The sequence below is a fragment of the Paenibacillus sp. AN1007 genome (assembly GCF_040702995.1).
In the GTDB taxonomy this organism is placed as follows: Bacteria; Bacillota; Bacilli; order Paenibacillales; family Paenibacillaceae; genus Paenibacillus.
In genome coordinates this window covers 5442501-5462713 of record NZ_CP159992.1, presented here as the reverse complement: position 1 = coordinate 5462713, position 20213 = coordinate 5442501, and the positions used below count along the sequence as shown (strand labels likewise).

Below are 20213 nucleotides of genomic sequence, written 5' to 3'. Positions count from 1 at the left end.
CTATGTATAATGAACTTATATATAGCACAAATGGGGAAAAACAATGAAAGCAACCATTTACGATATAGCACGCGAGGCGGGGGTATCGATTGCTACCGTCTCGCAGGTCATTAACGGCAAAGGTAAAATCAGCGAGAAACGGCGTGCCGAGATCATGGAGATTATGGATCGTCTTCATTATCAACCGAGTGCGATTGCTGCTGCCTTGACGGGCAAACAGACGTACACGCTGGGTCTGCTCGTACCTGACATATCCAATCCGTATTTTGCTGAGCTGGCTCGAGCCGTGGAAGATCGAAGCCGACAGTTGGGGTACAGTGTGGTAATTTGCAGTACGGATAATAAGGACGAGCGGGTAGAGCGGTATCTCAATCTGCTGCAGCAAAAAAGAGTCGACGGCATGATGATCGGAACCGGGATCGAGAATGCAGAGATTCTATCACCGCTGCTGCAGCAGTCCATGCCTGTTGCGCTGATTGCCCGCCATATGCCTGCCCTGTCCGTACATACGGTCACAATCGATGATAAGCTTGGTGGTGAACTTGCCGCACAGCACCTGCTTGAGCTTGGGCATACCCATCTGGCTGTTTTGTCCGAGCCGTCCAAAGTCAGCAGCAGCCAGGAGCGGGTACGCGGGTTCCGCGAAGCTCTTAACAAGGCAGGATATGTACTTGAGTCTGATCAGATTCGGGAATCGGCTGCTGATCTGGGCTCTGCCAAACTAGAGGCACTGCGACTGCTTGGCGAGCGGCATCGTCCTACAGGATTGTTCTGCTGTAATGACATACAAGCGATTGGAGCAATTCAAGCGGCCAAAGAGCGCGGATTGCGTGTTCCAGAGGATGTATCCATTATCGGTTTTGACAACACGATCCTGGCTTCTGTGACCAGCCCGCCGCTGACCACGATTGCTCAGCCTATTGAGGAGCTTGGACGTTACGCGGTTGATCTGCTTATTGATGAACTCAAGGATGGACTGAAGGACGAACAGAAAGCGGCGCTGAAAATTGTGCTCAAGCCTGAACTTGTAGTTCGGGATTCGGCAGGTCGGGCGCCCGCAGTTCAGAGTTAGTAATTACAGCAAATAGACCTCAACTCACACCTTGTGGTGGACGTTGAGGTCTATTTGCTGTACCTTCATTCTGATTTCTGGTCCGTTTCCGTTTTAACTCCAATTTGATTAACGTTATCCTAGCTCGGTCAAGTCTGCTCAGCTGCAGGACAATTCATACTACACTTTGAACTTTCTCACTTCAGCTGCCAGTGCTTTGGACTGTTCAGCCAGCTCATTCGAGCGTTCAGAGATGCTGGTAATGTAATTGAATTGTTCCTGTGTGGAGGAAGCGACTTCCTCCGTTGAAGCTGCGCTCTGCTCCGACATAGCGGCAACGCTGGAGATGACCTCGGCCACTTTGCCTGCATTATCATCCAGTTCCGTGGTTGCGGAGGATACCTGTTTCAACTGAGTTTCGATCCCCTCAATCGATTGCTGAATACGTATGAACGATTCACGCATCTCATGAACAGCCGCGACCTGCTGCTCCATACCTTGTTCAGCCGTATGCACTTCATTAACGCTCATGCTGCTGGCTGTCTGAATTTCATTCAGAAGCATAATGATATCTTTAGCGGAGTGAGCAGATTGCTCAGCGAGCTTACGGACTTCCTCCGCTACGACGGCGAAGCCGCGTCCATGTTCTCCCGCTCTGGCTGCTTCAATAGAAGCGTTCAGTGCGAGGAGATTTGTTTGAGAAGCAATGCCCTGTATCATAGCGACGATACCCTCAATCTTCTGAGACTTGTCTGTCAGCAGCATAATGGATTCACCTACACGGTCGATGGATTGACGGTTGCCGTCTGCCAGTTCAACCTGGTGATCAACGGCATGTAGACCTGCCAGCATGGCTTCAGCGGCATCCTGCATCATCTCGACGGATTGTTCTACACTGTGGTTAATTTCGCCAACACCGTCACTTATAACCGCTAGGCGCCCAGATCCATCATACACCGATTCAGCCTGTGTACTGGATCCTTGAGCCAGCTCATCCGCTGCAATCGAGATCTGCTCTGAGATTCGTTTCGTATTTTCCGTGTGCTCCTGCACCTCACCTGAGATGGAATGTACCCGATCCGCGGAGCGGGAGACTTGCCGCAGCAGCATGCCAAGTTGATCGGACATCTGATTAAATGCTCTGCCGAGTTCGGCAAACTCATCCTTTCCCTTCACCATAACCCTTCCTGTGAAGTCACCTTCCGACATTTGTATGGAGGTATGATGAAGCTGTCTCAAAGGTTTGATGAAGACCGAAGCAATCCAGTAAGCCCCGGCCAGTACAGCCAATATTGTCACGCCAATGATTAAAATATAGTTATTGCGCAGCTGATAAAATTCAGCGTAGGCCAGTTTCTCTGAAATTACGGAACCAATTACCCAGCCTGTACTCGGAATCTGGTTATAGAATAACAGGTAGTTTTCACCGTTATAATGGAATGGACGCTCTCCGGAAGCACTGCTCTGCATATCTGTCAGAAAAGGGCGAAGTTCTGGATTATCTTTGACAGAAGTGTTCACCATATTAGCGTCCGGATGGGCTAGAAGCATCCCATTTTTATCGATTAGGAAGGAGTACCCGAGTCCGTCCAAATTTATCTTTTTGACCGTGTCTGTCAGGGTGGAGAGCAGTAGAACGCCTGAAACCACACCTTCCAGGTTACCCTGTTTGTTATGCACGGGCATAGCCATGGAAACAGCAACCTTTTTAGTCATCAAATCCTGATAAGGATCAGAGAATATTAGATCAGACGACGATTTGGCTTCTTCATACCATGGGCGTTTACGGGGATCATAGCCAGAGTCCGGGGACCAATCCGATCCATTCAGGAAAGTGCCGTCTTTTTCGGAGCCAAAATAAAGATCAGATAGATTCTCTTTGTTAGTTCCCATGTTCATTATTTTAAAATAATCTTCTGTAAGCGTGCCTTCAGGAACGGCTTGCTCAATAATAAAGCCTAAGGTTTCCACGACCTTGGCATTGGTGGTAATCCAGCCTTCCAATTGGTTAGTTGCTGAATTCATTAATCCATGAAGAAGAGAGTCAACATTACGGGAAGCTTGATTTTCGATCTGGTATAGTCCGAGAAGGGCAAGAGGCAGTGCAGTAATTAGCACAGCGGCCAGAAACATTGCCATTAATTTGGGTTTGAGCTTCATCTAAATTTCCTCCTAGTGTGTAGTTCTCTGGTGTATGAAACTCGTATCTTGACGCAGATCCCCTTTCGCCCTCTGCATTTTCCGTACCCTTAAATATGTTGAAATTTGCTTACTGCTGTTACAACTCAATCCCCCACCAGATTACAAACTATCATCATAGTGTAAGAAACAGCTCTGGCATATGAAATATATCGTCATTATTCATTCAAAATGTATAGTGTTCTGCACATCGTTTTGAATTTAGCGCTTTTTCCTGAACGCGATATTCTCATAAGGTTTGAGAGTCGAAAAAAGTCAGAGAATTGAAAGATGAATTAAAGTGTTATGTAATGGAGAGTACCTTTTTCATAGGTAGAGTAAAGATCAGGGGAATAAAAAAAGGATGCTTCCCTCAAGGAAACACCCTTAATGATTTGTAGATATAACACAGGAAACAAGCTTGGTAGTTATTTCAGTAGAAATGCCAATGCCTCATCATACGTTTCCCACTGATATTCAGTCTGATGCTCCGATTCTTTGGAGATCCGATTCAGCTGCATTTTAGCAATAGCTCCGCCGACAGCAACGCTAGCGCGCTTCATACCCAAATCTTTAAGAAGTTTTTGATGCTCAACAATTTTGTCCTTGGTATCCTGTGGGAAAGCTTTCATATGTACCATATCTACCAGCACATCAAATGAGTCTCCCAGCTGCGGGGCAATGATCTCAATCTCTGCATTGGTCTGCTCGACCTGCTCGGGTGATACAATCCCTTCCCAGGTAATTTCAATAATTGGTTTTGTTGAATCTAACCGTCTGACAGACATATAGTCAGCTCCTCATTCATCATTTTATGTGGTTTATAAGTCTATTAGCCTATTAATTATACCGTTTTGTACATAGAATGAAAATCTATCTCCATACAATTATAGTTCTTATGAACTATAATTGTATGGAGATATCTCTCACTTACATGGAGCTTTATTTATGAATTTAAATCATGTTTGAATTACAAAAGCCGCCCGGAATGTCATTCCTGGACGGCTTTACTTATTCGCTTATTCAGTAACTATGGTATGGATCAAGAAGCTGTTATAGTCCAATCTTCAGGCTGTCTCCTTCAGCTGCGACACCCTTCGAACGGGTAATGCTTAATTTCTGTTCCGCCGTAAATCCAAGCGTCTCTCCATCGTGCAGGGTGACATCATTCTCCACAACATAGGTGGTCGTCATAAACATCATTTCGAAGACATCACTTAATGGCTTGGAAGAACCGATGATCTCCATCTCATCCTTTCCGAAGTTACGCAGTCCGTATGTATAAGCTGAAGCACCTTCGGCATTCTGATACAGGCCAATAAACACCCACAATGATACGGGTAATTCATCATCTTTCAACCCTCGGCTTACTTCCACATACTGATCTGCTTCAACGACGAGCGGGGCCATGTAGATTGCCAAGGCATGATCCAGCTGCAGTAACGCTGATGCTGTTCGGGTAAAGAGCACATGTCCTTCTACTGCACTTGCTGCATTCAGAACAGATACAATAATCTGAGACTGATGCCGTGAGGTCACTTGTTCAGCTTCAGGCCAGAGGATGTTTAACTTGGCATTTCCCTCTACCTCCCGACCAGGTACCGGAGCTGTGATATGGGCGCACACGACCTGCATACCGTCTACTTCAAAGAAGAGATTACCTTCCTCGGCTTGTTCATCAATCTCAATATTCCATTCCCTTTTCATATTCCGGATAAAAAGGTCAAAGTCACAATCTTCCCGCTCAAGCAGCACAAATCCGACAATCGTTTGGCTGTAATCTGCATGCTGGGAGGTATCTGCGGATTGTACTTTCTCTTTCTTGCGCCGACGCAGCTTGTCAAAGAGTCCCATCAGTTGTTCTCCTTCCTGCTTCCAGATTAATTCTGGTAATATGCATGTCATATACTCCATACCTTACCATATCAGAGTCGCAGGAGACTAGGAGCCATCGGTTTTGCAGGCGTTACAGGAACAGTACAAGAAGCAGTGCAATGATCGCAGGCAAGCCCTGCTTGATAATAATCGATTTCGAAGAAGTTGCACCGCCATAGAGAGCCGCAATAATTACGCAGGCCAAGAAGAAAATCTGAATATGCTGCCCAACACTGGCATTAGGATACACAAGTCCCCAGATCAGACCGGCAGCAAGAAAGCCATTGTACAGACCTTGGTTGGCTGCAAGGGCTTTGGTGGAGCTGGCAAATTCCGGAGTAGTCCCAAACGTTTTCATCGTGCGTGGACGAGTCCACATGAACATTTCCATCATCATAATATAGAAGTGTTCAAAAGCTACAAGAGCGACAAAGATTGTTCCAATCATGAGAAACACCCTGCTTTCTATTATGTAATTCAATCATAACGTACGTCATATACAGATTAGCACAATTGCAGGAAAGATCAAATTAATTTTTAGCAATCAAATTGTGTGATGTGTAATAAATTTAATTTTTGATATGCTGCCGGCTTCGAAGGATGGATAGGATATATCTATCAGCATCTGCGGATGGTCAAAGATTCATACACAGGGTAATAATGCTTAAGTAAAAAGGAAAAATATACTGATTCAAAAAGGGAGGTGTAAAGGATGGGAACAGTTCAATTCGTGCTGCTGGCGGATGATCCATCCACATTTGTGACAAGGGTAGTGCCCTTCATTGACATTGAGCTTGCCGGGATTCCGGGGGATCGGCACTATGGTCTGTTAAAACCCGCAGATTCCCGTCAGAAAATCTACAAACGCGGTACACCGATAGCAAATCGCCGGCAGATCAGTATTGTATCCGAGGAAGAGTGTGTTTTGATTGCCGGGAAAATGAACATTCCTGAAGTACGCCCTGAGTGGCTTGGTGCCAATATACTGGTTAAGGGCATTGAACAATTAACTCGACTGCCTGTGGGAACGAGGCTCCTTTTTCCTGATGGAACAGGCTTGATCTGTGAAGGGGAGAACCTTCCCTGCGTGCATCCGGGAAAAGTAATTGAACAGGTTTACGGGCAGGATGGTCTGCGCAAAAAATTTGTACCAGCTGCTCGCAATAAGCGCGGTATCGTCTGTTCCGTTGAGCGTGAAGGTGTGATCAACACAGGAGACACTATCGAAGTTATACGCCTGTCATAGCATCCTGGCAGGTGTAAGAATGAATCGTCATTCTGCACCGCTTTCGTTCGGTTTCGATAGAACAGATAAGGACAGCTGCAAATATTCATCGGGTGTACTCCCGATAATGGATTTAAAGTCTTTAATAAAATGAGATTGATCATGGTAGCCCAGATCTTGAGATAATTTGGTCAAGTCGCTGGTCAGGCCGCGTTCTATGCAATCTGCCGCATTTTGCAGACGATATAATTGGATTACCGTTTTGGGGCTCATGCCCACATACTGATGGAACAAGCGCTGGAGCTTGCGTGTATGCAGCTTCCAGTAGGCGGAGAGCTGGTCTACTCGCAGCATATTTCGATCCTTCTCGATTAGATTCACAATGTCACAGACCAAACTTGCTTCGATATCCTCTGCCGGTAGGCAGGCGGACAGCAGCTGGTCAATATACTTTGCCTTTTCTTCCATGGAGTTATCGTGCAGCAAAACAGCTTCTAGCGTCCCGGCGTTAATGCCAAGTAGGCCCGAGACCTCCAGCGGTTTCCCATAAAGCGTAGAGACAGGAGATTGAAAAAAGGGATAGAATCCTCCTGGTTTAAATTTGACCCCGAACACACAGCCTTTGCCGTGAATGGAATAGGTGAATTTTTGATCGGAGGGTCCGTAGAAAAACGTTTTGTTTCGCTCGACTACCAGATTGACACACGGATTAGGCACAACATGTTGAGGATACGGTTCATGTCCTGTAAGATCCCAGGATACCATCCAATAGTGTTTGACAAAAGGTTTTAGCCCAGTCGCGGGAGCCAATCTTGTTAATTGAAATTGCTGTGTGCCTTCTTCCAGATGGAGTACTCCCATGGGAGGAGTCTCATTACTGCCAGTGTGGTTCATCCTGTTTCTCCTCCCTTACACCAAATGTCAGTGGGTAACGCTGGTTACTTCATTCTATTTCAGTATACCTTATATTTATTTGTTGTCGTGTTTTTACAATACGAGAGATGGATATAACGATAGGATGGAAATGCGAGAATAATCGCATAAACGAATACATAAAGGGAGTGATTGTATGGAGTTGAAATATGAGTTCTATATCAATGCAAACCGCGAAGATGTATGGAATGCCCTTATTTCCCCGGACGGTACACGAAGCAGTTTCTTTGGCAGCGAGCTTCGCTCAAATTTCCAGCCCGGACAGCCCTTTGCTTATGTCGGACCAGGTAATGATGGTCCGGAAACAGTGCACGTGTACGGCGAAATTTTGGAGTTCGAACCACTCTCCAGACTTAGTTATCGGGAGCACCCGGGACCCTCGTATCATTCCAATCATGCCGAGCTTCAATCCAGAGTGTTTTTTCAGTTGGAGACGGTGGGGGAGTGTACGAAGCTGGTACTGATCAACGATCAATATACAGACAACCATCCATCCTTCGCCAATGCGCAGAACAGCTGGTGGATGATTCTAAGCAGCATTAAGACGTGGGCAGAGACGGGCAGAACGATCAATTATGGGTGGTAACGTTTAACGTAAATGGAAATGCATAAACATGCTAGAAAATCATCTAACAACGAAAAAGTCTGCCTGCAGGGCGGGGTTTTTTGTTTTTTTTTGCAATTGTGACTTTAGCCCTACATTTATTGTCTGTTTATGTCGAAATACATATATAAACATACCTGACTAAGAGGGGATATTGAGATGTTTCTGAAACGTAGTGAAGTAACGAAATCAAATCGTGCAGAATCACAGGAGCAGCTGCTGGATTACAGCCGCCGTCTGCTCGAAAATGCTCAGCATGGCCGGTTCTGGAATGAACAGGACACAGATGCGCAGGGTAATAATGAAATCCTGAAAAATATCCGGGAAGCTGTTCAGTTGATGCAATTACAGCATGATTCTGTACAAATGCGCCTTACTATGCTAAATCAGGCACTGCACGTGGGATTATGGGAGTCGGAGATTGCTGCAGGTGATCCGCTGGATAACAATAACGTCGTTTCATTCTCTAATGAGTTCCGCGAGATGCTGGGCTATAAAAATACGAAGGAGTTCCCCAACGAGTTTGCAAGCTGGGCTAAATCTGTACATCCAGAGGACAGACCGCATTTAGTCGAGGAGATCATGAGACATGTGAATGATCCGAGTGATCGAGCAGGGTACAATGTTACAAGCCGTATGGTTTTAAAGAATGGGGATGCCCGCTGGTTCAGATGTCTAGGACGACTGGTGAGAAATGCTGCAGGCACTCCAATTAAATTAATCGGTGTCATGTTCGATATTCATGACGAGAAGAGCAAGTCGGATGAACTGGAAGCACTTGTAACGCGTTATGATCTGGTCAACCGTGCACTCGTAGAGGCGCCATGGGATATGACAGTTGTTGCTGGAGATGTGGTGAATCCGGACAATGAATTCTGGTGGTCACCGCAGTTCCGCAGAGAGCTTGGCTTTAAAAATGAAGAAGATTTCCCGAACATATTCAGCAGCTGGAGCAGTCGTCTCCACCCCGAAGATCATGATCGTACCATCAATGCATTTGCTGAACATATGAATGACTACAGCGGCAGAACGCCGTATGATCTCGATTACCGTTTGCAGCGGAAGAACGGTGAGTATCGCTGGTATCATGCCGGAGGTGAAACCGTCCGTGACGAGAACGGCGTACCGCTGCGTGTTGCCGGAACGATTCGGGATGTGACTCATCAGAAGAATAAAGAAGAGATCGTGGAAGCGATGAATTTAAAAACAAAACAGCTGTCCGAATCGATCGAAGAGATGGTGAACGGCATTAACTCAATCACGGACCAGGCACAGGAACTGGTTAACGCACAAGAGTTATCCGCTGATGCAGCAACACAGGTTCGGGATAGCGTGGAAGATACGAAGAGTATTACAGCGTTCATTCGTGAGATTGCCAGTCAGACGAATCTGCTCGGTTTGAATGCGGCTATTGAAGCTGCGCGTGCCGGGGATTTGGGATTGGGATTCGGAGTTGTCGCCGGCGAAGTACGGAAATTGGCCGATCACAGCTCGGAGGCAACCGTCAATATTGAAGACAGCATGCAGAAGATGAAAACACTGATTGACCATATTTTGGAGCACATTGGCAATATGTCCACACTGACTCAGAATCAGGCAGCCCTGACACAGCAGGTGAATGCTTCAATGGATGAGATCAACAATATGTCTCAGGATCTGGTTAACTATTCACGCAATCTGTAGAACGATTTTAACTGAATAAGTAAAAGGAGAAATATCAAAAATCCACCGGATTTCATATCCCGGTGGATTTTTTGATTCATACTTTTTATAGAACGCTATGCCGCAATTCGTTAATTATACTTGCAGTACTTTAATCAGATTGGTGTTACCGGATTGACCGATTGGAACACCAGCGGACAGTACAATGATATCGCCTTTTTCGATATAACCTGTTTTAATGGCATTGCGCGTTGCCGATTCGAACATTTCATCGGTTGTTGTAACCTTGTCGCCCATAACCGGGATTACACCGGAGAGCAGGCAGATTTTCGCAAGCACTTCTTGATGCTGAGTTACGGCGATAATAGGTGCTTTAGGCCGATATTTAGAGATCATGCGGGCTGTAAAGCCGCTCTCTGTTGAAGTAATGATCGCTTTAGCATTCAGAACGAGGGAAGAGCTTACAGCTCCCTGACTGATTACTTCAGTGATGTCAGCCACCTGTTGTGCTGATTTTTGATCAAACTGCTCTTTATAATCAATCATCGTTTCCGCACGGCGTGCAACAGCAGCCATCGTACGAACGGATTGGATCGGGTATTTACCAGCTGCAGATTCACCGGACAGCATGACAACGTCGGCACCTTGCAGTACAGCATTTGCCACGTCACTTACTTCAGAACGAGTCGGGCGAGGATTTACCTGCATGGACTCAAGCATGTGTGTCGCGACAATAACGGGTTTACCCGCTTTGTTACATTTGTCGATCATTTCTTTTTGCATCATCGGTACGTCTTCGATTGGAACTTCGACCCCGAGATCACCACGAGCTACCATAATACCGTCCGATGCTTCGATGATATCGTCAAGGTTGGTCATACCTTCCTGGTTCTCAATTTTGGAGATAATCTGTACATGCTCCTGACCACGTTCTTTCAGTATGCTGCGGATTTCGCGGATGTCATCTCCTTTACGGACAAAGGAAGCTGCAATAATTTCGATGTTGTTCTCAATTCCGAATCCGATGTGCATGATGTCACGCTCAGTTACGCCCGGCAAAGTCGTTTTGATTCCTGGAAGGTTCACACCTTTACGTAGTTTCAAGATACCACCGCTAATAATTTGGCAGTGAATCTCTGAACCTTCAACAGACAATACAGTCAGATCGACCAAACCGTCGTCAATCAAAATACGATCTCCCGGTTTAACAACCAGGTTCAGTTCAGGATAGTTTACGGAGATGCGATCCACGTCGCCAAGAATATCCTCAGTGGTCAGTGTGAGTTCTTTACCTGCCTGCAGGTGAACCGAAGCTTCTTTTAATTTGCCGATACGTACTTCCGGTCCTTTGATGTCCATCATGATCGGCACATATTTGTTCAGCTCAGCTGCTGCAGCACGGATATTATTGATTCGTCCCACATGATCTTCCAGCTCTCCATGAGCCATATTCAAACGGGCCACCGTCATACCTTCCTGAATCATAATTTTCAGGGTTTCGATTGAGTCACAAGCAGGTCCCATTGTACAAATGATTTTGGTTTTTAACATGCTGATATCCTCCTCATATTTGGTGCTTATGTGTATATTGTAGCGTTTTCTGTCGAATCAAGATATGAACTATAGTACAATGATTGGAGTATAGTCCAATAATGAGGTGTTTTATGGTTACTCCACTTGAAGTACATCACGTGAATGGCGTAGGTTGGTACGAAGAAGCCGCGCAGTTGCAAGGGACTTGGCGCCTTAGCTTGGTTACTTATGGAAAATGTGTATATTGGGTGAACGGAGATAAACAGATCATGGAGAAGGGCGAACTGCTGCTTATTCCCGGCGGGATACCGTATTACGGGAAGAGTATTCCGACCGTTACACATACACAGATTGTTATTATATTGAAGCAGGGTGATACTGATACCTTACCTGCACTCGAACAGCGTGAACCACTACGACACAGACCAGGCTGTTACGAATTAATCCTGCAGCGAATGAAGGCCATTCAGCAGCAGTGGGAAGAACAACCCTCTTATTATGTCATGATGAGCCAGGCCTTATTGATGGAAGTGCTAATTTATATTAATCGTGAACTGGATCGCGGCATTATTCCGCCAGAGAGGCACCGGTACGTGGAGCGGATGAAACGATACATTGAGCAGCATTATCGGGAGAAAGTGACGAAGGAGGATCTTGGAGACGAGATTGGCAAGTCACCTAACTATGCGGCCGCATTATTCAAGAATGTAACAAATCAGACGATCAGCGAGTACGTTCATGATCAGCGGATGAAAAGAGCACTTTACCTGCTCACGGAGTCGCAGCTCACCATTCAGGAAATTGCAGAATTTCTGGGCTACCGGGATTTGTCTTATTTTTATCGCATATTTAAACGGCTCATGGGAAGTCCGCCATCCGATCTGCTTCAGGAGCGTCCACCTATTATCTAACCGCCGTCATTATTAACGAAGTTATTCAATAAAATAGATACGCTGAACTGCATCATTATATCTAAGAAGCTGTCTGGGAGGATTACTGTATAGACATGATGGAGTAGGCAGTTCTTTGCACATTTTGATGTGGAATCGTTTGAATTTTAGGAATACAAGGTAAGCCTGATATTCAGATACAATGGATTCCCCGTTAAGAAGCTGTGAATAATGGGGCTGCCCGCCAAGCGGACAGACCTGAAAACACATAAAAGACGGAGGTCGATGACAATGAGATTGACACGCAAAACGGTGATCATCCTATCGGTTGTTCTATTAGCAGGCGCATTCCTGGTCGGATATGTCTGGTATAACCAAAGCCGTGGGATGCCTGATCTGGATGGGCGCTGGAAGCTTGATGCTTCCAATGAACAGGCCTGCTTTACGACGGTGCGATTCGTATCCAATCCGATTGGGAAAAACGGGGGCTTATCTCTGGAAACAACGAATGGTCAATTCGTGCAGATGTATTATGGAACGTATACGATCCAAACAAACGGAATCAACATAGCCCTGACCAATCCGGAAGTACCGCCCTTTGACATGATGGCTGAATCGCAGGAAAACAAGCTGAAGCTCGCCTATACATGGGAAGGTAAGGAATATAACTCCTGTGTGTACGTCAAAAACAAATGAAAAGCAATGATAAGGCTAACCGGACGCCCTGTGGAGCGTTCGATTAGCCTTATCAAATGGATTAAGCATTTCGGCTGGGCTGCGAGGCTCTAAGCGGCTGCTTGTTCTTTTTTCGGGCCAGCTCCAAGCGATTGGCGAATACATGAACAGCCCAGTAGGCTGCCTCAGCGAACGCGATGCCGCCAACAACGTCGAGTAGGGAATGCTGTTTGACGAACACGGTTGAAGCGATAATCAACCACAACCAGATCGAGCCGAAGATTCGCACGCTCGGTTTCAGGTTTGTATGTCGGTTGAGAATGATGAACAGCATGTAGCTTGTAAGACAATGTACGCTTGGGAAACAGTTCACAGGCGCATCGTTGGAATAAATGAACTGCACAAGCATGCTGCTCATATCTGTTCCAGTCACTTCCGGGCGAGGTACATATGAAGGGAACACGACGAAACAAACATTGGCGGCCATCACGCCCACGTTATAAATGAGCAGTGTACGCCAAAAGAGCGGCTTATTCGTTAAACCAAGGTAGAGAAAGCTTAAATATAGAATTGGCATCCAGCTTATATATGGAATAATAAATTCTTTGATAAAGGGTATCTGTGTATCAATCCAGGCATAATTGTAAAATACATCGGTTCCCGCTTTGCTGCCGAGAAACATGTAGATTGAACCTTGAAGAGGTATACATAGGATGGCCAGGAGATGTCCCCAGCGTTGGAAAAAAGCTCTCATAAAATCCTCCTTGATCTAATAAACTGTATATAGCAATCATAGTCATCAAGCTTATAGTCATTTGACGCTCAGAAGATATAGTGCCCCTGCAGATAAAAAACTTAAGTATTACTATAATGGACAGACCAAGGGATAAGCCATACCTGATTTTAGTGGATAACAGGATTGGATAAGTCTCTTTTTTGTTACTTTTATAATTTTACCCATTGAGTCTACATAAAGGATATAATGTCATATGACCATAGATTTATATGGATTCTGATGACAACGGTCTAAATAGATCTTGTTAGACATTGAGGAGGCTTGGTATATGATTTTTTCGCACCAGAGTACAGAACCATCTTTTTCCGAGCGCAGACCCGTACTGGCTGTAGTCATTATTGAACTGCTTCTTTTACTTGCTGTGCTGGCTGGGGGAACCATAGCAACGATAAAACAACTGGATTATACATCTCCAGTGCTAATTTCCTTCATACCTATTGCTTTAGTACTGATCATCTATTTGACGATCCGCCGCAGGTGGCAGATGATTGGATTTCGCTCGCTGCGGAATATTCCGGCTGTTCATGCAAAATATTATATTCCGCTGCTCCTTGTACTGGGTACACTTTCCCTGAAAGGTTTTGGCGAGATTAACTTGTCCAAAGCTGTTTTTTTCATTTTCTTTACGCTGCTTGTCGCATTTGTTGAAGAAACGATATATCGTGGACTTATTTTCAAAACACTGCTGCAGAAAAGTGCGGTGACTGCAGTCGTTATTTCCAGCATTTTATTTTCGATCACACATCTTCTGAACGCATTATCCGGCCAGAATGTTACGGATACAATAGTACAGCTGGTGTATGCACTGCTGCTGGGAGCATTACTTGCATTACTCATGTTAAAAAACGGAAATATTATTCCGCTGGTCCTGTTTCATTTTATACATAATCTAATTCAATTTCTAAGCAATGACCTTCAGGATAAGGGAACGATTCCTTATGATTTGTTTATCCTTATCACTCTGGCAGCCTCCTGTGTCTGGCTGATACAGAGCTTTCGACGGCCATCTTCACTTTCGTTGGTCAAAAGAAATGAGGAACAGCATCGGGCAGCCGAGTAGAATGGAGTAAGTCTGATTTTTTCCGTCTGTCACGCGGTCGTGTTATACTCAGACGGACGGGAAAGTCAGCCAAATGATGGCCGGCAGCTATGGAACAGAAGAACGGCAGGTGAAAAAATGGATAAGACAGCTCAGGAAGTGGCCGAATGGATGGTTAATGAGATCAAGTTTACGGGAACGCTTCGCCAAGAGGCAGCCATAGAATATGTAAGAGAACACTTTGGAGAGCAGTTTGTTTTTGTAAATGAGAACGGTAATGCTTCTTTGTCCAAAGAGGTGAAAAAGGCGTTTCGCAAGCTGCATGGCGGGCGAGTCGCTTGGGATCGTGATGCTTTTATGTGGGCATGGACTTAGGTAAAAGGTACTTTTTGCCGTGTGTTTTTAAACGTTTTGCTGTTTTAGTCTGATAGGGTGGATATGCATGGACTGAACATTTTCGCAAATCATGTATAAGTTGGGATGAACCTGCATATCCTTTCATAAGACCGAAACAGAGCCGATAGCCCTCTAGAAGTAAGGGGAAAGACATCGCAGGCCATTTTTCAGAGAAAGTATAATAAACATGTATTTCCAAAGCTGTTTGAAAAGAAAATACAAAGATTTGCTTTTTGAATGGATTAGAGGTATACTAAGAATCAAGTTGTACAGAGCAGAGTGGAAAACCTAATTCACATATTGTAAAGGGCGATCACTTATATTTTATGACTGGTACCTTTTTCAATGTGTGAATTTTTATTTGCTTGCTGCAAAGAACAAAGGAACATGTTAATCTTTATTTGGAGGTGTAATTCACATGCAAAACGGAACAGTAAAATGGTTCAACGCTGATAAAGGCTTCGGTTTCATCGAAGTTGAAGGCGGAGAAGATGTATTCGTACACTTCAGCGCTATTACAGGCGAAGGCTTCAAAACGCTGGACGAAGGTCAACGCGTGCAATTTAAAATTGTACAAGGAAACCGTGGTCCTCAAGCAGAAGAAGTTGTAAAACTGTAATTAAAGCATAGCTGCCTTTAACATGTTATAATGATAAAGGCAGCTTCTTTTTTTTGATTTAATAGATGAAGAAGTTGGCCCAACAGTTGTCGAGGCAGAAGTTAGGCGGATGTCTCACTTCCGCTAAGCAGTGGCTTTTGTGAAATAACGTCAGTAAGATGTGTTTCCATAACAAAGGGGGTAGAAGTCATGTATAATCGCAAAAAACCGATGGAAGAAATCCCACAAGCTGATGCAGCAATTTGGGAATGTACGAGTGATACGTGCAAAGGATGGATGCGGGACAATTTTGCGTTTGATAGCGTGCCTACTTGTCCAATATGTGCTTCTGAGATGGTTAGTACGACTAGGATGCTGCCATTGCTTGAGAATTCGAATAGCAATCTGAAAACGATGTCTAAAGGAAATCGGATTTAATACAGCTTACCCGCCTCTCACGAGGTGTTTTTTTTTAGATAAAGTGGACACCTGGGCACAAGAGGTACGGGATTAAATATGAAGTTCCTGGCATTCGTTTAAGCGAATGCCTTTTTTGTTGTACCAAAAGAACCTCTTCGTGTTCCTTGATTGAACAAGAAGAGGTTCTTTTGGTGATTTCTGATACAGCTGGAAGAGCTGCCAGATCTAAAGGATTTAGATGAAGAGGAACGGTAGAAGGAAGAGCGTAGCGATAAGTGCCACATCGTAACCTGCTCCATAACTGTAACCGCCGTATCCACCACCATATGGGTAACCGCCATAGGCTGAAGACTTAGCTTTTCTGGCTGATGTGTGCTTCTTTTTGCTTACTCTGCGGAGCTTTTGATTGGATTGTACGGAAGACAAGCGCGGGCCTTGGAAGCATCCATTCAAATAGACCTTTCCATCCCGGCAGCCTCCCAGGGTGCCATACATATGTCTGCCGTCTTTCATAATGAGACAGACGGGGCGTCCCACATGCGGTGAAACTGTTTCTTCACATACCGGATGAATTCTATGCATGCATATCCCCCTCGTCATTGCGGTTTGCCGCCTGAAATCAACGGTTTGTATATCATAGTAGGAATAGAGTGAATTGGTATGGACGAGTACCCGGATATGCGTATAGTCAGGAGCCGTTTTTCCGTTTGTTCATAGACTGAGGAGAGGAGGAAGGAGGGGGAACGTGGATTATCATGATCTGCTGGCTCGTTTAGGGGAAGGGAGTGCTCATCCTGGTGGATTCTCAGCGACACTGCAGCTGCTGGATTCGTTATCACTTCCTGCAGGAGTGCATGTTCTGGAGGTTGGGTGTGGGACGGGGAGAACGGCATGTCATCTGGCTCGTCAGGGCTGCCGTGTAACTGCAGTCGATCTGCATCGTCATATGTTGGATAAAGCGGTAAGACGTGCAAGAAAAGAACGGGTGGATGTACGTTTTATTCAAGCTGATGCGGCTGCAATACCTTTGCCAGATAACTATGTGGATGTGGTGTTCGTTGAATCGGTTACGATTTTTACCCCATGGCGTAAGGCGCTATCCGAGTATGCAAGAGTACTGAAACCCGGAGGAATGCTTGTCGATCGGGAAATGGTTTTGTCGGGAAGGAAAACTGAATTAATGAGTCGAAGATTGAGGGAATTTTATGGGATAAGGACACTTGTCACTGCGACAGCATGGAAGAAAAGACTTAGGGGAAGCGGGTTTTCTAAAGTTGAAGTAAAAGAGCAGTCACGTACGATGGGCAAGTGGGGTGTCGATCATGATCCGCTGCGCGAGATGGATATGAACTGGCTGGAGGATGAAAATGTGCAGCGAATGAGTCGTACAAATGATCGTTTACTTATGAAATACGGCAAAAAGTTGGGCTATGCTGTATTTGCGGCGAGAGTCCCGGCTGAAACTGCAGCTAAATAAATAAAAGGCAGCACACATTACTTATCTTGTGAGCTGCCTTTTATACTGAATAGGGTGGCGAATAGTTCATTAAAGGGGCATAACATCAAATACGACGAGAATTACGAGCTACAGCATGTCATTATCAATGATGCGCCAATGATGTTTGAGCAGTGCTTCCAGCTGCGCTTTGTCCTTGGAACGGAAAGCGCTTAGTATCTGTCTATGCTCTTCATTGACTTCATGCAAAACTTTGGATAATTTTGCTTTGTTGTCACTGACATAGGACTGACGAATGAAGCTGTTTTTGAGCGTGTTCAACATTTCGATAACTGTGGCATTGCCGCAGCGCTGGATGTAGAGGTGGTGGAACAAATACTGATTTTTGCTGTAAGCGGCAAGATCAAGCTGGTTAATATCCTCATCCATGCGGGTGACGAGGGTTTCCATTTCTGCCAGTTCTGATGGTTTGAGGTGATCCACTGCAAGCGTGGCCGCCAGTGCCTCCAGCGCACCAATGGCTTGCGAGAATTCGAGTTTCTTGCTTGTATCAAAAGGAGCAACAATAAATCCCCTGCGTGGGATATACTGCAGCAGATTATCAGAGGTCAGCTGAAATAAAGCCTCGCGTGTTGGCGTGCGGCTGATATCCAGCTTTTTGCAAATCTCAGCCTCGTTAATCTTCTGGTTGGGAAGAAGCGTCCCGTTCTGAATCTTCTGAGCAATGTAATCATAGACGTGATCTTTCAAGGAACGGTATTTAGGTACTTCCATACCAAGTTCTCCCTTCTATATGTATTTTGTTGATGAATGGTTATAAAGCTAGACAGGACGCGCCGTTCGAGGTGTCGCAAGTTTTTATCATCTTACCATTGAGGGGGAAGTTGGGCAAGCGAAGTTCGTTCTCGGCCTGCTGCCTCACCTGTGGATGTTATGTACCCATAGATGGAGGAAATTATGAAATTAAAGTGTATAAATGTTTAGAAAATCGTTGTCAGAGATATACAAGTTTGTTACTATTATTGGTATAAATGACATATATAATATTATGTATATTGTATACAAACTGGTTTGCTTTTCATATGGCGTATGTCGGTTCTTTTACAAAGAGTTTAATATGTAATTTATTATGAATTGTGCAGGGTTCGTAGTTATCCGGACGGTTAACAGGGCGCTAGCGGAAAAAGTGGAATAAAGTCTTAAATGAAGATCAGCTTGCATACACTGTTAATGTATTTTGTATACAATATTATGCGGAAGGTTGTGAAGGAATGCCGGATTCCGAGATGTTTATTCAATGGTCGGACACGTATGCTGCGCCTAATTATCATCCACTTCCCATTGTCATTGAACAGGCAGAAGGGGTATGGGTAGAGGACCCTGAAGGCCGCCGTTATATGGATATGTTAAGTGCATATTCTGCACTGAATCACGGGCACAGGCATCCTGTTATTGTGCAAGCGTTGAAAGATCAAGCAGACAAGGTCACATTGACATCCCGGGCATTCCACAGCCAATCCGCTGCGATTTTCTATCGCAGATTAGCTGATTTTACAGGGAAGTCAAAAGTATTGGCGATGAATACGGGAGCAGAAGCGGTTGAAACAGCGGTAAAAGCCGCTCGGAGATGGGCATACCGCTGCAAGGGAGTACCCGATAATCAAGCTGAAATTATTGTATGTTCCGGTAATTTTCATGGCAGAACACTGACAGTCACTTCATTTTCTTCATCTGAGGAGTATAAGAAAGATTTTGGTCCGTTCACACCTGGATTTCGAATCATTCCTTATGGTGACCTGGAGGCGTTAAGACAGGCCATTACACCAAATACAGCTGCTTTTCTAGTTGAACCGATTCAAGGTGAAGCGGGAATTATTATTCCACCGGATGGATACTTGGCAGAAGCATTTGCGATATGCAGGCAGCAGGGGGTCTTGACTATGGCAGATGAGATTCAGACCGGCTTTGGAAGAACAGGGCGCCGATTTGCTTCCGATTGGGAACAAGCTGAACCGGATATTTGGATCATGGGCAAAGCGCTTGGAGGTGGTGTAATGCCAATCTCGGCAGTTGCTGCTGAATCCGACATCTTGGATTTATTCGAGCCGGGTTCACACGGTTCTACGTTTGGAGGCAATCCACTCGCGTGCGCGGTGGCTGTTGCCGCACTCGATGTTCTCGAAGATGAGAAGCTTGCGGAGCGTTCAGAACGGCTGGGGAATTATTTTATGAAACAGCTTCGAGGGATCTGCAGTTCTGCCATTCGAGATATTCGAGGTAAAGGCCTGTTTATTGGTGTTGAGCTGCACACTGCTGCACGCCCCTATTGTGAACGTCTGATGGCCGCAGGTTTGCTTTGCAAGGAAACCCATGAGACAACGATCCGCTTTGCGCCTCCGCTTACGATTAAGGAATCCGAGATTGATTGGGCTGTAAAGATGATCACAGAGGTATTGGGTGATGGCGATTCTTAAGCCCTTTGACGATAAGGCACAAGGACTTCACTGAACGATCTTTTGATAAAGATGACGAAGGAGCGGATACTCATGAAGAATGAGGAAGTTTTGGCTTTGGGGCAGAAGGGTATGCAGCATGTCTCTAGGCAGCACACTCAGCCTGCACCCACTCGTTACAATGAAGTAGCTCTTATTAAAGTTCCTTTTGGGTTAGCTGGTGCAAGAAATGGAGCAGAATTAGGCCCGGATGAGCTTATGACTGCCGGGTTAAAGCGAGAAATTACGAGTTTGGGTTTTCTTCTGTCCAGGGAGGTACGTGTAGATTGTCCTTCGCAGTCCGCTGTCCCAGCCCAGCGCAAAACAGTAAAGTATCTGAATGAGGTTCGGCAGGTAAGTGAACAGGTGTGTCAAGAAGTTTCAGCTGCT

The 20213-nt window shown here is 45.3% G+C and carries 22 protein-coding genes (1 of these 22 only partly in view); 13 read left to right on the top strand and 9 right to left on the bottom strand.

Annotation, left to right across the window (positions count from 1 at the left end; translation table 11 throughout):
* Positions 1 to 43: 43 nt before the first annotated feature.
* Entirely contained in the window at positions 44 to 1072 is a 1029-nt protein-coding gene (locus ABXS70_RS24540; protein WP_366291573.1) for a LacI family DNA-binding transcriptional regulator, read from the top strand.
* A 159-nt stretch (positions 1073 to 1231) separates the two neighbouring features.
* Here ABXS70_RS24540 and ABXS70_RS24535 read toward each other — a convergent pair whose 3' ends face one another.
* From ABXS70_RS24535 to ABXS70_RS24520, 4 genes are all read right to left on the bottom strand, one after another.
* A complete protein-coding gene (locus ABXS70_RS24535; RefSeq protein WP_366291570.1) occupies positions 1232 to 3211 on the bottom strand; it encodes a methyl-accepting chemotaxis protein in 1980 nt (659 codons plus the stop codon).
* A gap of 446 nt (positions 3212 to 3657) precedes the next feature.
* Positions 3658 to 4017, bottom strand: coding sequence for a hypothetical protein (locus tag ABXS70_RS24530; protein WP_342553824.1), 360 nt, complete (start codon positions 4015 to 4017; stop codon positions 3658 to 3660).
* Between the two features lie 265 nt (positions 4018 to 4282).
* Positions 4283 to 5134, bottom strand: coding sequence for a DUF4261 domain-containing protein (locus tag ABXS70_RS24525; RefSeq protein WP_366291567.1), 852 nt, complete (start codon positions 5132 to 5134; stop codon positions 4283 to 4285).
* A 61-nt stretch (positions 5135 to 5195) separates the two neighbouring features.
* Complete coding sequence (locus ABXS70_RS24520) at positions 5196 to 5552, bottom strand: DUF1304 domain-containing protein (protein ID WP_342553826.1); 357 nt, start codon at positions 5550 to 5552, stop codon at positions 5196 to 5198.
* 264 nt (positions 5553 to 5816) lie between these two features.
* On the opposite strand from ABXS70_RS24520, the gene ABXS70_RS24515 reads away from it, so the two are divergent.
* Positions 5817 to 6350, top strand: coding sequence for an MOSC domain-containing protein (locus ABXS70_RS24515; RefSeq protein ID WP_366291564.1), 534 nt, complete (start codon positions 5817 to 5819; stop codon positions 6348 to 6350).
* Positions 6351 to 6377: 27 nt separating this feature from the next.
* Here ABXS70_RS24515 and ABXS70_RS24510 read toward each other — a convergent pair whose 3' ends face one another.
* Positions 6378 to 7223 carry a helix-turn-helix transcriptional regulator gene (locus ABXS70_RS24510; protein WP_366291562.1) on the bottom strand — a complete coding sequence of 282 codons (846 nt, stop codon included), beginning with the start codon at positions 7221 to 7223 and terminating at the stop codon, positions 6378 to 6380.
* A 175-nt stretch (positions 7224 to 7398) separates the two neighbouring features.
* Here ABXS70_RS24510 and ABXS70_RS24505 point away from each other — a divergent pair, with 175 nt between their 5' ends.
* The gene (locus ABXS70_RS24505) at positions 7399 to 7848 is read left to right on the top strand and encodes an SRPBCC family protein (RefSeq protein WP_366291559.1); all 450 of its coding nucleotides are present in this window, start codon (positions 7399 to 7401) and stop codon (positions 7846 to 7848) included.
* A gap of 177 nt (positions 7849 to 8025) precedes the next feature.
* Entirely contained in the window at positions 8026 to 9549 is a 1524-nt protein-coding gene (locus ABXS70_RS24500) for a PAS domain-containing protein (protein ID WP_366291556.1), read from the top strand.
* A 114-nt stretch (positions 9550 to 9663) separates the two neighbouring features.
* Here the strand turns inward: ABXS70_RS24500 and pyk are convergent, their stop codons facing one another.
* Complete coding sequence (gene pyk, locus ABXS70_RS24495; RefSeq protein ID WP_366291553.1) at positions 9664 to 11079, bottom strand: pyruvate kinase; 1416 nt, start codon at positions 11077 to 11079, stop codon at positions 9664 to 9666.
* Between the two features lie 113 nt (positions 11080 to 11192).
* Here pyk and ABXS70_RS24490 point away from each other — a divergent pair, with 113 nt between their 5' ends.
* Both ABXS70_RS24490 and ABXS70_RS24485 read left to right on the top strand, forming a co-directional pair.
* On the top strand, positions 11193 to 11972 hold the full coding sequence (locus ABXS70_RS24490; RefSeq protein ID WP_366291550.1) for an AraC family transcriptional regulator: 780 nt from the start codon (positions 11193 to 11195) through the stop codon (positions 11970 to 11972).
* Between the two features lie 270 nt (positions 11973 to 12242).
* Positions 12243 to 12647, top strand: a complete 405-nt coding sequence (locus ABXS70_RS24485) for a hypothetical protein (protein ID WP_366291547.1) — start codon at positions 12243 to 12245, stop codon at positions 12645 to 12647.
* A gap of 61 nt (positions 12648 to 12708) precedes the next feature.
* Here the strand turns inward: ABXS70_RS24485 and ABXS70_RS24480 are convergent, their stop codons facing one another.
* On the bottom strand, positions 12709 to 13380 hold the full coding sequence (locus tag ABXS70_RS24480) for a phosphatase PAP2 family protein (protein ID WP_342553834.1): 672 nt from the start codon (positions 13378 to 13380) through the stop codon (positions 12709 to 12711).
* A gap of 310 nt (positions 13381 to 13690) precedes the next feature.
* On the opposite strand from ABXS70_RS24480, the gene ABXS70_RS24475 reads away from it, so the two are divergent.
* From ABXS70_RS24475 to ABXS70_RS24460, 4 genes are all read left to right on the top strand, one after another.
* The gene (locus ABXS70_RS24475; protein WP_342553835.1) at positions 13691 to 14482 is read left to right on the top strand and encodes a CPBP family intramembrane glutamic endopeptidase; all 792 of its coding nucleotides are present in this window, start codon (positions 13691 to 13693) and stop codon (positions 14480 to 14482) included.
* A 117-nt stretch (positions 14483 to 14599) separates the two neighbouring features.
* Positions 14600 to 14836, top strand: a complete 237-nt coding sequence (locus tag ABXS70_RS24470; RefSeq protein ID WP_342553836.1) for a hypothetical protein — start codon at positions 14600 to 14602, stop codon at positions 14834 to 14836.
* A 439-nt stretch (positions 14837 to 15275) separates the two neighbouring features.
* Entirely contained in the window at positions 15276 to 15476 is a 201-nt protein-coding gene (locus ABXS70_RS24465; RefSeq protein ID WP_024633772.1) for a cold-shock protein, read from the top strand.
* A gap of 189 nt (positions 15477 to 15665) precedes the next feature.
* Entirely contained in the window at positions 15666 to 15893 is a 228-nt protein-coding gene (locus ABXS70_RS24460) for a cold-shock protein (RefSeq protein WP_111269572.1), read from the top strand.
* Positions 15894 to 16109: 216 nt separating this feature from the next.
* On the opposite strand, the gene ABXS70_RS24455 is transcribed toward ABXS70_RS24460, so the two are convergent.
* Complete coding sequence (locus tag ABXS70_RS24455; protein ID WP_366291542.1) at positions 16110 to 16457, bottom strand: hypothetical protein; 348 nt, start codon at positions 16455 to 16457, stop codon at positions 16110 to 16112.
* A gap of 163 nt (positions 16458 to 16620) precedes the next feature.
* Between ABXS70_RS24455 and ABXS70_RS24450 the strand changes: the two genes are divergently transcribed.
* On the top strand, positions 16621 to 17352 hold the full coding sequence (locus tag ABXS70_RS24450) for a class I SAM-dependent methyltransferase (RefSeq protein WP_342553838.1): 732 nt from the start codon (positions 16621 to 16623) through the stop codon (positions 17350 to 17352).
* A 108-nt stretch (positions 17353 to 17460) separates the two neighbouring features.
* Here the strand turns inward: ABXS70_RS24450 and ABXS70_RS24445 are convergent, their stop codons facing one another.
* Positions 17461 to 18105 (bottom strand): GntR family transcriptional regulator, encoded by a 645-nt coding sequence (locus ABXS70_RS24445; protein WP_342553839.1) that lies wholly within the window; start codon positions 18103 to 18105, stop codon positions 17461 to 17463.
* 497 nt (positions 18106 to 18602) lie between these two features.
* Here ABXS70_RS24445 and ABXS70_RS24440 point away from each other — a divergent pair, with 497 nt between their 5' ends.
* Positions 18603 to 19805 carry an ornithine--oxo-acid transaminase gene (locus tag ABXS70_RS24440; protein ID WP_366291538.1) on the top strand — a complete coding sequence of 401 codons (1203 nt, stop codon included), beginning with the start codon at positions 18603 to 18605 and terminating at the stop codon, positions 19803 to 19805.
* Between the two features lie 72 nt (positions 19806 to 19877).
* Positions 19878 to 20213, top strand: partial view of an arginase gene (gene rocF / locus ABXS70_RS24435; protein WP_366291535.1) — the beginning only. The gene runs 645 nt beyond the window's last position; 336 of the gene's 981 nt are visible here — the first part of the coding sequence; its start codon is at positions 19878 to 19880; its stop codon lies off the right edge, out of view.

Bases quoted from the DNA above. Each gene is read 5' to 3' on its own strand.
- ABXS70_RS24540 (WP_366291573.1), top strand. From the start codon at position 44: ATGAAAGCAACCATTTACGATATAGCACGCGAGGCGGGGGTATCGATT.
- ABXS70_RS24535 (WP_366291570.1), bottom strand. From the start codon at position 3,211: ATGAAGCTCAAACCCAAATTAATGGCAATGTTTCTGGCCGCTGTGCTA.
- ABXS70_RS24530 (WP_342553824.1), bottom strand. From the start codon at position 4,017: ATGTCTGTCAGACGGTTAGATTCAACAAAACCAATTATTGAAATTACC.
- ABXS70_RS24525 (WP_366291567.1), bottom strand. From the start codon at position 5,134: ATGACATGCATATTACCAGAATTAATCTGGAAGCAGGAAGGAGAACAA.
- ABXS70_RS24520 (WP_342553826.1), bottom strand. From the start codon at position 5,552: ATGATTGGAACAATCTTTGTCGCTCTTGTAGCTTTTGAACACTTCTAT.
- ABXS70_RS24515 (WP_366291564.1), top strand. From the start codon at position 5,817: ATGGGAACAGTTCAATTCGTGCTGCTGGCGGATGATCCATCCACATTT.
- ABXS70_RS24510 (WP_366291562.1), bottom strand. From the start codon at position 7,223: ATGAACCACACTGGCAGTAATGAGACTCCTCCCATGGGAGTACTCCAT.
- ABXS70_RS24505 (WP_366291559.1), top strand. From the start codon at position 7,399: ATGGAGTTGAAATATGAGTTCTATATCAATGCAAACCGCGAAGATGTA.
- ABXS70_RS24500 (WP_366291556.1), top strand. From the start codon at position 8,026: ATGTTTCTGAAACGTAGTGAAGTAACGAAATCAAATCGTGCAGAATCA.
- pyk (WP_366291553.1), bottom strand. From the start codon at position 11,079: ATGTTAAAAACCAAAATCATTTGTACAATGGGACCTGCTTGTGACTCA.
- ABXS70_RS24490 (WP_366291550.1), top strand. From the start codon at position 11,193: ATGGTTACTCCACTTGAAGTACATCACGTGAATGGCGTAGGTTGGTAC.
- ABXS70_RS24485 (WP_366291547.1), top strand. From the start codon at position 12,243: ATGAGATTGACACGCAAAACGGTGATCATCCTATCGGTTGTTCTATTA.
- ABXS70_RS24480 (WP_342553834.1), bottom strand. From the start codon at position 13,380: ATGAGAGCTTTTTTCCAACGCTGGGGACATCTCCTGGCCATCCTATGT.
- ABXS70_RS24475 (WP_342553835.1), top strand. From the start codon at position 13,691: ATGATTTTTTCGCACCAGAGTACAGAACCATCTTTTTCCGAGCGCAGA.
- ABXS70_RS24470 (WP_342553836.1), top strand. From the start codon at position 14,600: ATGGATAAGACAGCTCAGGAAGTGGCCGAATGGATGGTTAATGAGATC.
- ABXS70_RS24465 (WP_024633772.1), top strand. From the start codon at position 15,276: ATGCAAAACGGAACAGTAAAATGGTTCAACGCTGATAAAGGCTTCGGT.
- ABXS70_RS24460 (WP_111269572.1), top strand. From the start codon at position 15,666: ATGTATAATCGCAAAAAACCGATGGAAGAAATCCCACAAGCTGATGCA.
- ABXS70_RS24455 (WP_366291542.1), bottom strand. From the start codon at position 16,457: ATGCATAGAATTCATCCGGTATGTGAAGAAACAGTTTCACCGCATGTG.
- ABXS70_RS24445 (WP_342553839.1), bottom strand. From the start codon at position 18,105: ATGGAAGTACCTAAATACCGTTCCTTGAAAGATCACGTCTATGATTAC.
- ABXS70_RS24440 (WP_366291538.1), top strand. From the start codon at position 18,603: ATGCCGGATTCCGAGATGTTTATTCAATGGTCGGACACGTATGCTGCG.